Annotated in this window: 15 protein-coding genes; 4 read left to right on the top strand and 11 right to left on the bottom strand. The window is 61.5% G+C overall.

Going from position 1 to position 13496, the window contains the following annotated elements:
- Window positions 1-217 precede the first annotated feature (217 nt).
- On the top strand, window positions 218-1189 hold the full coding sequence (locus tag CDV46_RS17445; RefSeq protein ID WP_254916099.1) for an AraC family transcriptional regulator: 972 nt from the start codon (window positions 218-220) through the stop codon (window positions 1187-1189).
- Here the strand turns inward: CDV46_RS17445 and CDV46_RS17440 are convergent.
- Complete coding sequence (locus CDV46_RS17440) at window positions 1186-1488, bottom strand: type II toxin-antitoxin system RelE/ParE family toxin (RefSeq protein ID WP_087723906.1); 303 nt, start codon at window positions 1486-1488, stop codon at window positions 1186-1188. The genes CDV46_RS17445 and CDV46_RS17440 overlap by 4 nt on opposite strands.
- 3 nt (window positions 1489-1491) lie before the next feature.
- On the bottom strand, window positions 1492-1797 hold the full coding sequence (locus CDV46_RS17435; RefSeq protein WP_087723904.1) for a type II toxin-antitoxin system RelB/DinJ family antitoxin: 306 nt from the start codon (window positions 1795-1797) through the stop codon (window positions 1492-1494).
- A gap of 276 nt (window positions 1798-2073) precedes the next feature.
- Between CDV46_RS17435 and CDV46_RS17430 the strand changes: the two genes are divergently transcribed.
- Together CDV46_RS17430 and CDV46_RS17425 are read left to right on the top strand one after the other, a co-directional pair.
- Window positions 2074-2727 carry a hypothetical protein gene (locus tag CDV46_RS17430; protein ID WP_249277625.1) on the top strand — a complete coding sequence of 218 codons (654 nt, stop codon included), beginning with the start codon at window positions 2074-2076 and terminating at the stop codon, window positions 2725-2727.
- A gap of 71 nt (window positions 2728-2798) precedes the next feature.
- Window positions 2799-3050 (top strand): hypothetical protein, encoded by a 252-nt coding sequence (locus CDV46_RS17425; protein ID WP_087689731.1) that lies wholly within the window; start codon window positions 2799-2801, stop codon window positions 3048-3050.
- Here CDV46_RS17425 and CDV46_RS17420 read toward each other — a convergent pair.
- From CDV46_RS17420 to CDV46_RS17410, 3 genes are all read right to left on the bottom strand, one after another.
- Entirely contained in the window at window positions 3044-4342 is a 1299-nt protein-coding gene (locus CDV46_RS17420) for an MFS transporter (RefSeq protein ID WP_140413408.1), read from the bottom strand. The genes CDV46_RS17425 and CDV46_RS17420 overlap by 7 nt on opposite strands.
- Window positions 4335-4610 carry a carboxymuconolactone decarboxylase family protein gene (locus tag CDV46_RS27285; RefSeq protein ID WP_217896748.1) on the bottom strand — a complete coding sequence of 92 codons (276 nt, stop codon included), beginning with the start codon at window positions 4608-4610 and terminating at the stop codon, window positions 4335-4337. The genes CDV46_RS17420 and CDV46_RS27285 overlap by 8 nt, the downstream gene beginning before the upstream one ends.
- A 119-nt stretch (window positions 4611-4729) precedes the next feature.
- Window positions 4730-5869, bottom strand: a complete 1140-nt coding sequence (locus CDV46_RS17410; protein ID WP_176399101.1) for an aKG-HExxH-type peptide beta-hydroxylase — start codon at window positions 5867-5869, stop codon at window positions 4730-4732.
- 339 nt (window positions 5870-6208) lie between these two features.
- On the opposite strand from CDV46_RS17410, the gene CDV46_RS17405 reads away from it, so the two are divergent.
- On the top strand, window positions 6209-6937 hold the full coding sequence (locus CDV46_RS17405) for a helix-turn-helix transcriptional regulator (protein ID WP_087689723.1): 729 nt from the start codon (window positions 6209-6211) through the stop codon (window positions 6935-6937).
- Window positions 6938-6975: 38 nt separating this feature from the next.
- On the opposite strand, the gene CDV46_RS17400 is transcribed toward CDV46_RS17405, so the two are convergent.
- From CDV46_RS17400 to gtdA, 6 genes are all read right to left on the bottom strand, one after another.
- Window positions 6976-7884: a 2-hydroxyacid dehydrogenase gene (locus CDV46_RS17400; RefSeq protein ID WP_087724166.1), complete on the bottom strand. Its 909-nt coding sequence runs from the start codon at window positions 7882-7884 to the stop codon at window positions 6976-6978.
- Between the two features lie 268 nt (window positions 7885-8152).
- Window positions 8153-9496: an MFS transporter gene (locus tag CDV46_RS17395; RefSeq protein ID WP_087723898.1), complete on the bottom strand. Its 1344-nt coding sequence runs from the start codon at window positions 9494-9496 to the stop codon at window positions 8153-8155.
- Window positions 9497-9596: 100 nt separating this feature from the next.
- Window positions 9597-10814 carry a 3-hydroxybenzoate 6-monooxygenase gene (locus CDV46_RS17390; protein WP_087723896.1) on the bottom strand — a complete coding sequence of 406 codons (1218 nt, stop codon included), beginning with the start codon at window positions 10812-10814 and terminating at the stop codon, window positions 9597-9599.
- Between the two features lie 55 nt (window positions 10815-10869).
- Window positions 10870-11511, bottom strand: coding sequence for a maleylacetoacetate isomerase (maiA, locus tag CDV46_RS17385; protein WP_087689716.1), 642 nt, complete (start codon window positions 11509-11511; stop codon window positions 10870-10872).
- A 13-nt stretch (window positions 11512-11524) separates the two neighbouring features.
- Window positions 11525-12223: a fumarylacetoacetate hydrolase family protein gene (locus CDV46_RS17380; protein ID WP_087723894.1), complete on the bottom strand. Its 699-nt coding sequence runs from the start codon at window positions 12221-12223 to the stop codon at window positions 11525-11527.
- Between the two features lie 50 nt (window positions 12224-12273).
- Window positions 12274-13311, bottom strand: a complete 1038-nt coding sequence (gene gtdA, locus CDV46_RS17375) for a gentisate 1,2-dioxygenase (protein ID WP_087723891.1) — start codon at window positions 13309-13311, stop codon at window positions 12274-12276.
- Window positions 13312-13496: the final 185 nt, after the last annotated feature.

Below are 13496 nucleotides of genomic sequence, written 5' to 3'. Positions count from 1 at the left end.
CTGATTCTGCAATGACGATCCGGATGCCCGGAGATGACGCGAAATATGGCTGTGAGATGACAGGCGGGGTGGCGAGAGAGCATGGAAATTGTCGGATTCTCCGAGTTTCGTGCTTGATCGTGTCGATCTGTTGTTGGAGGATCAGGCAAATTCCTTCGGCGGGCGTATGCTGTGCAACATTGCTGTCTTGCACGGCTTGGCTTGTGGAGCCTTTCAAATGCATCTGATCAAAACACAACCGCCGGTGACGCCCGCGAGCGCGTTTGCCGACGATCCGTCGCACACGGCGCGAAGTGAACTGGTGAGATTGCTGGAGCGCGCGACGCACGGGCTGGAAGGGACGACGCCCACGGCGGTCGAGGGCCTTTTTGTCCACCGTATTCTGCATCCGGGCGGGCCGAAACCGGCGTTGCAATTGCCTGCGTTTGCGGTGATCGCACAGGGCGCGAAGCGCGTGCGGATCGGCGACGAGAGTTATGCCTACGATCCAATGCACTACATGGTCTCGTCGGTGCACTTGCCGGTGGTGGCGCAAGTCAGCGGGGCAAGCGAGCATGCGCCGTATCTTGGTTTGCGGCTCGATCTCGCGGTCGACGACGTGACGGCGTTGATTGGCGATGAACACTTGCCGCCGCCCGCGCCTGCGGAGAGCGGCCGTGGCATGTATGTGAATCGTCTTGATGCGTTATTGCTCGATGCCGTGTTGCGTCTGTTGCGTTTGCTGGAGACACCGCGGGATATTCCGATTCTTGCGCCGATGATCAAGCGCGAGATTGTCTATCGTCTGCTGATGAACGGGCAGGGCGTGCTGCTGCGGCAAATGGCGTTGCAGGATAGCCAGATGAACCGCGTCGCGCATGCGGTGCGCTGGTTGCGCGAGCATTACACGCAGCCGCTGCGGGTGGAGACGCTGGCGCAGGAGGTGCACATGAGCGTGTCGTCACTGCATCACCACTTCAAGTTGGTGACGGCGATGAGCCCGTTGCAGTATCAGAAGCAGTTGCGATTGCAGGAAGCACGCCGGCTGATCTTCGCGGCAGACATTGCCGTGGCCGCCGCTGCGCAGGCGGTTGGGTACGAAAGCGCGTCGCAATTCAGCCGTGAATATGCGCGCGTATTTGGTGAAGCGCCGCTGCGTGACAAACGTCGATGGCTGCAAGAGGGCGATGCGGGTGTGGGGGCACGTTAGTGCCTCGATCGCTCTTGTGAGATGTCAGGCCACTGTTGCGCCGAGTGCAGAATGCGAAGCACCCGGACACGCATGGGCAACAGACGATAAGCCGCAATATAAGGCGTGCGTGTGATGACCAGTTCGCGTGTGCCGCGAACTCGGCCCAGTCTTCCGGAGGCGGGATGCCGAAGCAAGGCACGAAGCTGCTGATGGATCCGTGAGTCGATCCAGACGGCGGCACCCGGGCTGTGTTGCTCGATGAAATCGAAAATATCGTTTCGATCCTGAACTGCGTGTTGCGACCACTCTAATCTCACGGATTACCTTTTGCTCGAAGTGCGTTTGCGGGCGGTTGCCCGGCGTGCTGCGAAATGGGCCTCGACCTCGTCGTCGGGGATGGCGGGACGGGTGTCTTCGAGCGCTTCGTGCACTTTGCGGCGAAACCAGGCGTCGTGAGCCTCTGGGTCCACTGCGAACGCGAACGGCAACGTTCCCTCGTTGGCGATACGCGTGAGAAGTATGCGGACGACGTCCGAAACGGTCAGGCCCATGTTCTCTAATACGGCAGTGGCGCGCTCCTTGAGCGCGGGATCGATGCGTGCTTGCACCAATGCGCTAGCTACCATGGTGGGGGCTCCTTGGCAAAGTTGATTGGCATGAATTGTAATTCAATTGAATGACAAAAGATTTTCCTACGTTGATGACGTCGAGACCCTCATTGAGGGATGAGCGCCTTGTGATTGAAGGTTTATGCGATGCCGTCACGGCGGGGTGTTCGCGTATTGATTTTCTCAATGCGTACGCGCCGCATCCAAGAATTCATCAATGAAACAAAGTGGAAAACCTTCCATCCCACAGTAATGGGTGCCGTAAGTCAGCACCAGACTGAAGGGAGGTTTTCGATGGCGATGATCGTGGCAGGCCGATTCACGACGTTCGATCAGGCGAATCTGGTGGCGCGCCGGTTGTATGACCGGGCGTTTCCACCGACTGACGTGTCGGTTTTCTTTCTGAACCCGACCGGACAGCATGCGAAGTTTCCGACGGGGGGCGACGTAGACGCCGATGCAGCCGCACGACCGGCAGGTAAGGGCGCGGCGCAGGGGGTCATTGCGGGTGGTGCCTTCGGGTTGGCCGTCGGCGCGTTGTTGTTCGTCGTCGCGTGGCGATTCTGGCTCGTGCCGGTGGTCGGCATGATGGCCGGTGCCTATCTGGGTGCGTTTCTCGGCGCACTGCGCCGCTTGCGTGGGCGCGAAGCCGTGACAGCAGCGCAGGCAGGCATGCGTGACGCGGGCGTGATGCTCGCAACGCACGTGAGCGAATCCAATGCCGATACGGCCATCGCAGTATTGCGCGACGCCGGTGCTGCGTCGATCGAGCAGGCCAACGGTGTCTGGGAGGATGGCGAGTGGCGCGATTTCGATCCGCGCCAGCGGGGCCGCAATGCAGGTGCGACCGACGGTCCCGGTGAGCCGACCGTGGGCGTCGCGGCAAACGATCATCCGGCGTCGGACGCGTCTACGAGGCGAAAACCTCGTCGCACCGATTGGCTGTGAGCCATCCCGCGACGAGCAATCCTGATCGGGCCCATGTATTCTTTAGCGACCTACCTCGCAGGAGGCTTGCCATGCTGTCGATTCACACCGGGTTCGTTGTTTGTCCGACCTGCAAGTCCCGCTTTGCCGTCGTCGCGAGCGAGCCGACCGTGCAGGCCCTCCACGACTATCTCCACTCCGATGCGCAGGTGAAATGCCCCACGTGCGACACCGTCTTCGCGACGGGGAGTGCAAAGAGCAGCATTGAATTCGAACCCGTCAACGACGGCGTGACACTCTCACCCTCTCCCGAGCGGAGCGTCGACGGGCTCGATAATCACTGACCGCGCTGTTCGCGTGCTCTGAAGGCTTCGGGGTAGCGCCGAAGGTAGGCGCCCTCAAGAGAATTGTCGTCCAGCGCCATCAGATACCGGAAGTTCGGCACAAGCATCAGCGCAATCGAGCAGGCCAGTAGCCCGAAGCCAGCGTAGCCGATGATGTCGGAGACCTCTGCGCTCACCATCGCGCGGGTAAAACATGCGGTGCCAAATGGGATGGAGGCGGCGCAAACCATCAAGAAGCAGGCCTCAAGGCGGCTCCGGTATTCGGGCGGTGTGGCCATGCAGCGTACGGTCATCGTGTTCACATTGAAGAGAATCAAACCCGCGCCTCCCAACAGTGCGCCGACGCAGATCCATAAGAGCGATTGGGTGCAAGACGCCCAGATCAGCATCGTGGCCATCGCGACACCGCCGATGACGGTTGTCATGGCACGGCCGAAGCGGTAATTGGCGGTGGATAGAACCCTGCCGCTGGCAAGCATCATGCCAACGCCGAAGGCGCCTTCTGCACAGCCGAGTGCGAGCGCGCCTAGCGACAGCCGTTGAAGGATCAACACGGGCAGCAGAAGCGTCAGCCACGGGACAATGACAAAGTTGAACGCTGCCGACAGCAACGCCAGTGCTCGCTCAGTCGGCAGACGTAGCAGTAATGCGGTGCCCGACGGCGTCCCCCCGCTACGTCTGACGGCGGGGGAAGGGTATCGCGAACACCGCTGCGTACCACCCAGAAAAAAGCACGCCATGAGCGCGGCAGAGAACGAAAAAACCGTCGTCGCTGCGATACCCGCCAGTGAGATCAACCCGCCGGACAATGCAGGTCCCAGAATCAGGTTCGCTGAGCTGACCTTGCCACGATGCGCGAAGGCTTCAGCGGTCTTTCCTGTCGGACAGAGTTCGGGGGTAATGCTGACATGTATCGGCTGACAGACGCCGCCCGCCGCAGAAATGAGGCAGAACATGCCGGCGAGCCAATAAGGCGAGCCCGATGCACCCATCAGCGCGAATACCAGCGTTGCGACACATCCCGTCATCACCGCGGTCATCGCAATGCGCTGTTTCGGAAAGCAGTCACCGAGCTTGCCAGCGACATACATTCCCACTAGTTGCAGCGACCACGCCAGCGTAAGCGCATTACCGAGAAAGTTGTCGTCGTGATACCGCTCGATCATGATCCACGCAAAGCTCATCGCGCAAATCCTGATAGATGCGGAAAAGCACAGATCGGAAAACTGATAAAAGACAAAGGCCGTCCATGCGTCCCGACCCGGGGGGATGCTGCTGCGTGCGTCAGACACCTTCACCCTCCGCTTCAAGGGCGTGGTACGCCTCGTTTAGCACCAGCGCTGCATTGATGGCTCGCGAAAAGCCGCAAAAGGCGGCGTTCTGAATCAAAATTTCCTCGATGTCGCGCCACGTGAATCCATGACGGAACGCTGCATGGCCCTGGAATCGAAGTTGCCGCTCCGTGTCACCGAAAGCCACCAGCGCTGACAAGGTTGCGATATGGCGCTCGCGAAACGACAGTCCGTCACGTTGATAGGCATCTTCATAGATCGATTTCACAAGCCGTTCGACGAGGTGCGGGGCAATCGGGTGCAAGGTCTCGTCAATACGCGTCAGTGCCCGCGGATCGAACGCGTCGATCAGTTCGCGAGCGCGCGGGCTCAGACTCTCGGTAAAACTCACGCGTGTACCTCCTGCATAAGATGACGGCATTGTTCGAGCATGTGCTTTGCGCCTGCCGTCAACTTGCCGTGCTCGATCAACACGTGATGGGCGTCGACAAATTTTCTTTGGTATTGCGTGATGGCGTCCGCGATATAACCACGTTCCGCGTCCGTCAAGCGTTGCGTGGCGAGCGTGCGCCGAAAGCAATGCACGATGCGGTAGACGACGAACATCGCGTGATAAATACCGGTCACCGTGCGAGGCTCTTTGCGCAAAGGCGAGGTATAGCGCTCGCTGTCGTCGTTCAATACGAACTCGTCGTGAATCATCAACGACAACATCACCTGATGTGCGGACTCGTGCACCAGCTTGTCGAGCCAGAACCAGGCGGGTTTTGAAGTTGCGATGACATTGACGTAGAGGCATCCGAGCCGGTGAAAGTCGCTGCCGGCATACAGCGTGTCGCGCGAGTGGCATGTGGTCGCCTCGAACAGATATATCTCGTTGACGATCTCGGCGACTTCACCGTGCAGAACCGGGTCGATGTCGCGGAGTCGTCGAAAGCAGTCGTCGAGTGTATGCATTCGCGCGAGTGCTGCGTTCGGGGAGGCATCGTGAAAGACGGTCTTGTAGGTGTCGTCTCCCAGGCCGTGAAGGAAGTTGCGATCGGCGTCGCACGCCCCTGCCGTGCTTCCCACGAGGAATCGACACGACCGGGCACTCAACGCTGAGCCCATCACCAGATTGGTGAGCACCACGTGAATCTCGGATTCATCCTTGCGCCGTATCGCATTCGCCAGACGCCAGATGGCCGTGAAAACCAATCCGCTTGCCCGTGTCGTTGCGTCGTCAGATAGCGAACGAAGGAAATCGTGACTCGCCGCGTGCAATGCGTCGGGAAGGCAGCCTTCACAGGCATCGAGCAGGTAGTCCAACGATTTTTGACTGTGCAGCAGGTTCTCTCGCGCCAACCAGGCAGCGCGTTCCGTACTCGGGCGCGGGTCAAAGATATCCATCAAATCGCTCCTCATCCTCATTCGCAGGCAACCTGTCCGAACGGTGTCCGAGCGGTGAAGACCCACCCGGACACCCGCTATGCGCGATTCGCGACGATGGCGGATCAGCCTTCGCCAACGGTCACGATAATGGCGCACGAGGACTGATTCTTGAGATGAACGATGCGACGGGCGTCGATGTTCTTGATCATGGTGAAAGCTCCTGAATGAGTGAACGGAATGTGCGCCACAGGCATCGCCGGTCGAATGTTCGGTAACGCACGACCCCATCCTAGGACGGCCGGCATGCCGATGGAATCGTATCGATTACGAGGGACGCGAATCGCGCAGAAGCGGTCACCCATCGAGCACATTGGGGCGCACAGAGACGGGTGCTTGGGATTTTTCTGATGAGGCTATTGCTGGATCCCCAATGACCGATGGGTGACGTGCAACGCGGCATGATGTGGGTCATCGTCAAGACGAGGGGACACACGAATGACCGTCGATATCGGACAGCGACTCAGGAGTTTTTTCGACGCCATGCCCGGGTGCTGGGGATGCAAGGACGCGGACTCCGCATTTCTCTATGTCAACGAGAGCTACGCACGGCTAATGGGTATTGCCCATCCACGGGATCTTCCGGGACGAACAGACTTTGAGCTGCCCTGCCGGACCGTCGAGTGCGCGAGCGAGTTTCGTGCGCAAGACGCTGAAGTCATGCGTACCCGGCGGACATTGGAGGTGTTCGACTGGCATCCGTACGCCGGTGACGCGTGGCAGGCACACGTCGTCACGAAGACGCCGTTGATGGACGATGCCGGTCAAGTCGTCGGCACGATCTTTCACGGCGCGAATTTGTCCAGCGTGCCGGCGTATGTCGCGCTCGGGCCTTTGCTGAATCAGATGTGGTGCGGCGACAGGGTAACGATGCGCGAAGGACAGACCAGTCTTGCGATCGATCGGCATGTCGATATCGCGCTGTCGTCACGTGCTTGCGAGGTCATCTTCTTCTATGTGCGCGGCTGGTCAGCCAAAATGATAGGAAAAGTCTTGGGCGTGTCGCCGCGCACGGTCGAGATGCATCTGGAGGTTTTGAAGGATAAGTTTCGCGCGAGTACACGAGCCGAGCTGATGGATGCGGCCATCGCGCTCGGCTACCTGACCCGGATTCCCGCCTCTTTGTTCAACCGTCAGTTGTCGGTGGTGTTGACGCCACGCCAGTGAGATTGACGAAAGATGAGATCCGAGGCGACTCACCCAATTTACAGCGGCGTCAACACCGCTTCGCCCGCCTGATAGCGACGCGTGTTCTCGATGAACATGGCGATCGTGGCGGCTTCGGCTTCCGGCGACCGGCCGGCGACGTGCGGGCTCAGCACGATGTTCTGCAAGTCGATGAGTGCCTTCGGCGGTGACGGTTCGCCCTCGTACACATCCAGCCCGGCACCGGCAATCGTGCCGTTGCGCAGGGCATCGGCGAGTGCGGCCGTATCCACCGCGCTGCCTCTACCGAGATTGACGAGAAAGCCGTGCTCGCCCAGCGCGCGCAACACCTCGGCATTCACCATGTGCAGCGTTTCCGCGCCGCCCGGTGCCGTCACGACCAGGTAGTCGGCCCATTCGGCCAGCGCGACTACGCTATCGAAATATTGATAGTGCGCAGGCACGTCGTCGCGCTGTTTGCGATTGCGATAGCCGATCTGCATGTCGAAGCCTTCGCCGCGTTTGGCAAACTGCTTGCCCACCGCACCCAGCCCCACGATCCCCAACTTCTTACCCGACACGCCCGGTTGCATCGGCAACGCGTCGCGCCACACGCCCTTACGGCATGCGGCGTCGTATTCGGGAATGCGGCGCACGGCGGCCAGCAGCAGCGCAAATCCCTGATCGGCCACGGTCGGCGCATTGGCCCCGGCACCGTTCACGGCAACGATCTTGCGCGCATGCAACGCGTCGAGATCGAGGTTTTCGTAGCCAGCGCCCAACGCACTGACCAACTCGACCTTCGGCAGATGCGTCAGCTCGGCGGCGCTTATGCCGCGTGAGCCATTGGTCAGCACGAAGCGTGCGCGCGCGCCTTCGTCACCCCAGCCTTCCGGCGTGGCGTGATGGCTCGGGCGATAGATCACATCGAAATGGGTTTGCAGTTCGGACAACTGCTCGGGATGCATCGGGATAATGACCAGCAGTGGGGGCAGCGACACCTTCAATCTCCGGCGACAGGGTGGAATGACAGCCGATACTGTATTCCTATCTGCGATGTCTTGCGCAATGCAGCAACGCAATTTCTTTGTGTCGACGAGAGGCAGGCCCCAAATGCCTGCGGGCGCCTTCGCATGAAGCGAAAGGCGCCCGCATCGCATGGCATTACGTCACATCATCAACGGCGTTACGTCTGACGAAACGACGAGCAAAAATCACGTGAACTGACCGCGTCCCTCAAGCCGTTGCCTCCAACGCCATCGTCGCTTCGCGATGACGCAAACGTCCCAGCGTCAGCATGGTCGCACCGGCCAGCACGGCCGGCACACCGATAGCGGCGAACAGTGCCGGCATCGACCAGCCCATGGCAAGCATCGACGCACCGCCGACCGACCCGACCACCGACCCGAGACGGCCCACGCCGTTGGCCCAGCTCACCCCGGTCGCACGGCAGTCGGTCGGATAGAACTCGGCCGACAGCGCATTGGCACCGACTTGCCCGCCCGACACGCAGAACCCTGCCCAAAACACGGCCACCGACGCGAGCACCGGCGAACTGGCGAGCGGGCCGACGGCAGCGACACAGACACCGGCCAGCGCATAAGCTGCCGCGAGCACGTAGTGCGGATTGAAACGGTCCATCAGCCAGCCGAGCACAATCGCCCCGAGCGTGCCGCCGACCTGAAACATGGCGGTGACGATCGCGGCATTGCGCAGCGTCAGGCCGTTAGTGCGTAGCAGCGTGGGCAGCCAGCTCGAGAGCAGATAAATCACCAGCAGGCTCATGAAGAAAGTGAGCCAGAACAGCAGCGTGCCGCGTAGCAGCGCCGGTTTAAACAGATGCCTCACGGGCGACGTGGTCGACGGCTTGGTCGCGATGTTGAACGTTGCGCCGCGCAGGTCTTCATTCGGGGCGATCCGTTGCAGCGACGCCGCAATACGCGCCGGTGCCTTGCCGGCCATCACGAGGTATCGCACCGATTCCGGCAACGCACGCACCAGAACGGCACCGAGCACGAGCGGCATCACACCGCCGACAATCAGCACCGAGCGCCAGCCGAACACCTCGATGAGCCCGGCAGATGCCAGTCCACCGAACGCCGAGCCCAGCGTGAAGCCGCAGAACATCGTGGTCACGAGAAACGACCGGCGCGACTCCGGGCAGTACTCCGAGGTCAGCGTGATCGCATTGGGCATTGCACCGCCCAAGCCGAGCCCGGTCAGAAAACGCAGCGCAATCAGTTGCCACAATTCCATCGACCATGCCGAGGCCAGACTCGCCAGTCCGAAAAAAACGACCGAGAAAATGAGGATCGACTTGCGGCCGAACTTGTCGGCAAGCGGTCCGAACAGGAACGCACCCGCCATCAGGCCGGCCAGACCCGCACCGAAGAGCGGTGCGAGATGCGCGGGCGTGAGCGACCACTCGGCACGAATGGCTGGAGCGATAAAGCCGATGGCGGCCGTGTCGAAACCGTCGATGGCGACGATCAGAAAACACAGCACGACGATCATCACCTGAAACGGCGAAATACGATGCCGGTCGATGAACGCCGTAACGTTGATGGGACTCACTGGCATAGGTTGTCTCCTCGAAGGTGCCAGAAGCGTCGCGGCATGACTGCCGCGTACGCGAATGCATTGCGTTGTTTTTGTTATCTGAACGGCAATGCCACTGCTGTTATGCGTTGCGCAACCACGGGGTTTGCGACAGGCAGTTCTCCGCGCGCCAGCCGTGCAGCCATTGCAGCGCGTCGTAGAACTGCGGCTGTGTGCGACCCTGCCAGAGCGAATTGCGCACCCAGCGATCCACACCCTTGGCGTGATACACGCGGCCCATGTCGCGAGCGCCGTACAGCACGCGTGCCGTGCGCGGAATGCGCGCGTATTCATAGCGGCGGAAGGCGTCGACGAAGTCGCCCTTGGCCGCGACGTATGCGGCGCCCAGCGTGACCGCGTCTTCCAGTGCCTGACAGGCGCCCTGCGCGATGTATTGCGTCATCGGATGCGCGGCATCACCGAGAATGGTGGCGCGGCCAAAGCTCCATTGCTCCACCGGGTCACGATCGGCTGTCGCCCAACGGCGCCACGAGGTCGGGCGATCGAGCATCTGGTGCGGCAGCGGGTCGATGCCGTCGAAGTACGACAGCACTTCTTCCTTGCTGCCGTCGCGCACGCCCCAAACTTCCTGCTCGCGGCTGTGAAACGTCACCACGAGGTTGTATTGCTTGCCGCCGCGCAACGGGTAATGCACCAGATGGCAATGCGGGCCTGCCCACACCACCGGCGCGTTGACCTGCAAATCCTTCGGCATGTTCTCGACGTCGACTACGGCGCGATACACCACGTGCCCGGTCACACGCGGCTCGTCACCGATGAGCGCATCGCGCACGGCAGACTTCACGCCGTCGCAACCGATCACGGCATCGGCCGTGTGCCGCTCGCCATGCTGATCGATCACGGTGACGCCGCTGTCGTCCTGCTCCAGCGAGACGACGCGGGTGGCCGTCTTGAACTGAATCAGCGGATTGCGTTGCACGGCTTCCAGAATCGACAGATGGATGTCGGCGCGGTGAATCACCGCATACGGGTTGCCGAAGCGCTCGCGATACGGTGCGCCTACGTCGACTTCGGCAATCACGCTGCGGTCGATGGCGTCGCGCAACGTGATGTGATCGGTGAAGACCGACCGGTCGCGTGCGGCCTCGCCGACACCCAGCGCGTCGAGCGCGGCGAAGGCGTTGGCCGCAAGCTGAATGCCTGCGCCAATCTCGCCGATGGTCTCGGCCTGCTCAAGCAGTTCAATGCGTACGCCCTGATTCGCGAGGGCGAGCGCGGCGGCCAGACCGCCGATGCCGCCGCCGACGACGAGCGCTTTCGGTTGATGGGGTTGTGTCATGGTTGTCTCCTGCTGCCTCTTCTGGCGCTACTGCTTTCTTTCCCGGCCGTCGATCTCACGCCGTGAAATCTGGCTGCTTGTCCGGCGCTGCCGCCACGAAGGCGGGGTGGGCTGCGGCGTGCTCGAACACGGCCAACGCGCGCGGATACGCCGATAAATCGCACCCCATGCGCCGGGCATTCGCGATCTGCGGGATCAGGCACACATCGGCCAGCGTCGGTGCTTCACCGAAACACCACGGGCCGTGGCCGTGCTTCATCAGCAGACGCTCCACGCCGGCCATGCCTTCGGCGATCCAGTGCTGATACCACGCGTCCTTTTGCGCAGCGGTCAGGCCGAGCGTGCCTTGCAGATACTTCAGAATCCGCAGGTTGTTGACCGGGTGAATGTCGCAACTGATCAGCGCGGCCAGTTCCAGCACCCGGGCACGCGCTTCCATGTCTTGCGGCAACAGGCGCGGCGTGGGGTACTTCGCGTCGAGGTAATCGAGAATCGCGAGCGACTGGCCGAGCGAGAAGTCGCCATCGACAATCGCGGGTACCACGGCCGACGGATTGACCTCGTCGACATAGGCCTCAGCGCGATGCTCGCCGACGCGAATGTTCACGCCGATGGTGTCGAACGCGAGACCCTTGAGCGCCAGCGCAATGCGCACGCGATAGGACGTCGAGCTATTGAAGAAGCTGTAGAGCTGCATGACCATAATTGCCTCAGACCACGCGCACGGTGATCTCGCCCAGACCTTCGACGGCCGTGACCATCGTCTCGCCTGCCTTGACCGGACCCACGCCTTCGGGCGTGCCGGTGTAGATCAGGTCGCCCGGTTCGAGGCGGAAGAACTGCGACAGATACGACACGGTTTCCGCCACCGACCAGATCAGGTGGGTGATGTCGCTCTTTTGCTTTTGCACGCCGTCGACGGTCAACGAAATCGCGGCCTTCGCGATGTGACCCACGCTCGACACCGGATGAATCGGGCCGATCGGTGCCGACGCGTCGAACGCCTTGCCGATTTCCCACGGACGGCCCATCTCGCGCATTTTCATTTGCAGATCGCGGCGCGTCATGTCCAAACCGACGGCGTAGCCCCATACGTGTTCCAGCGCTTGTTCGAGCGGAATGTCGGAACCCGCCTTGCCGATGACCGCAACGAGTTCGGCTTCGTAGTGATAGTTGCTCGTCTGCGCCGGGTACTTCACTTCCAACGTTTCACCGTAGGCGACCGGCAGCACGGCGTCGGCCGGCTTGCAGAAGAAGAACGGCGGTTCGCGGTCCGGATCGAAGCCCATTTCACGCGCATGGGCGGCGTAGTTGCGGCCCACGCAATACACGCGGCGTACGGCAAATTGATCGTTGCTGCCGGCAACGGGGACGACGACAGTGGCAGGCGGAGCGAAGACGAAAGACATAGTGTTTGACTCGACGAAGAAATGAAAAATTGTGGGGTCGTGTGCGGCGATCAGGTGCGTGATTCGCGCAGCAGATTCAGCGCGGTGAGCACCGGGCGGTCCGAATAGCTGAACAGCACGGCGTCTTCCAGCGCGGCGAGCTGCACCGGCGCCCACGACGGCACGACAAAGTGATCGCGCGGTTCGAACTGGAACTGCTCGTCGCCAATGCGCACCGTGCCGCGCCCTTCGACCACCGAGAACACGGTGGCGTCGGTGCTGCGGTAGGTCTTGCCTTGGAAGCCGGCCGGCAGGTATTGCATGAACGTCGCCATGGTCGGCATCGGCCAGCCACCTGTGGCCGGATTGACGTAGCGCAGCTTGATGCCGTCCCACGGATCGAGTTCGCCATTGCGATACAGCGTGTCCAGCGCTTCGCGCGAGCGGGCGTACGGATAGCTGAAAATCGGCGACGTCGGGTCGCTCACCTTGTGGCGCACGGGCAGCATGTTGAAGCCGTAGCGCGCGAAGCTGTCGCCCTCGGGGCGTTGCACCGGCTGCTGCGACTCGGGGTAGTTCTCTGCAAAGCCGGCGTCGAAATACTGCACCAGCGGAATATCGAGCCCGTCGAGCCAGACCACCGGCTCGCCATCGGACGGATTGCCGTGGTCGTGCCACGTCCACGAGGGCGTGATGATGAAATCGCCCGGATGCATGGTGGTGCGCTCGCCATTCACGGCGGTCCACGCGCCACGGCCTTCCACGATGAAGCGCAGCGCCGATTGCGTGTGACGGTGGCTCGGGGCGATCTCGCCCGGCAGAATCAACTGCAACCCGGCGTACAGCGAGCCGGTAATGCTTGATGAGCCCGGCGTGCCCGGATTTTGCAGAATCAGCACACGGCGCACGGCTTCCTCGGCGCTGATCATGCGGCCGGCTTCCATCACCAGCGGGCGCACTTCGTTGTATTTCCAGATGGCGGGCACCACACGCGGGCGCGGCTGGGGCGGCACGAGACTGTGCAGCGATTCCCACAGCGGGGCCATGTGGTTGCGGCCAATGTGCTCGTAATAGGCAGCGCGCTCGGCGCAGGGGGCGCGTTCGGACATGCGTGTCTCCATATCGGTGTTTTTGGCCCGGCGGCCCCGCTGGATGGGGCCCCGGTCGGTCTATGGATAGCGTTATACTCGGCCAGACATAACTTCTGAAATGAAAAAATCATCGGATCCATACGAAAAATCGTATGGCTCGGACGGTGTTTGAATCGAATTGAAGGCACCGACGTGTGCCCGGA

Origin of the sequence: Pandoraea sp. PE-S2T-3, assembly GCF_002179965.1 — a bacterium.
In the GTDB taxonomy this organism is placed as follows: domain Bacteria; phylum Pseudomonadota; class Gammaproteobacteria; order Burkholderiales; family Burkholderiaceae; genus Pandoraea.
The sequence above is the reverse complement of the archived record's forward strand: the minus strand, read 5'-3'. Positions and strand labels throughout refer to the sequence as shown.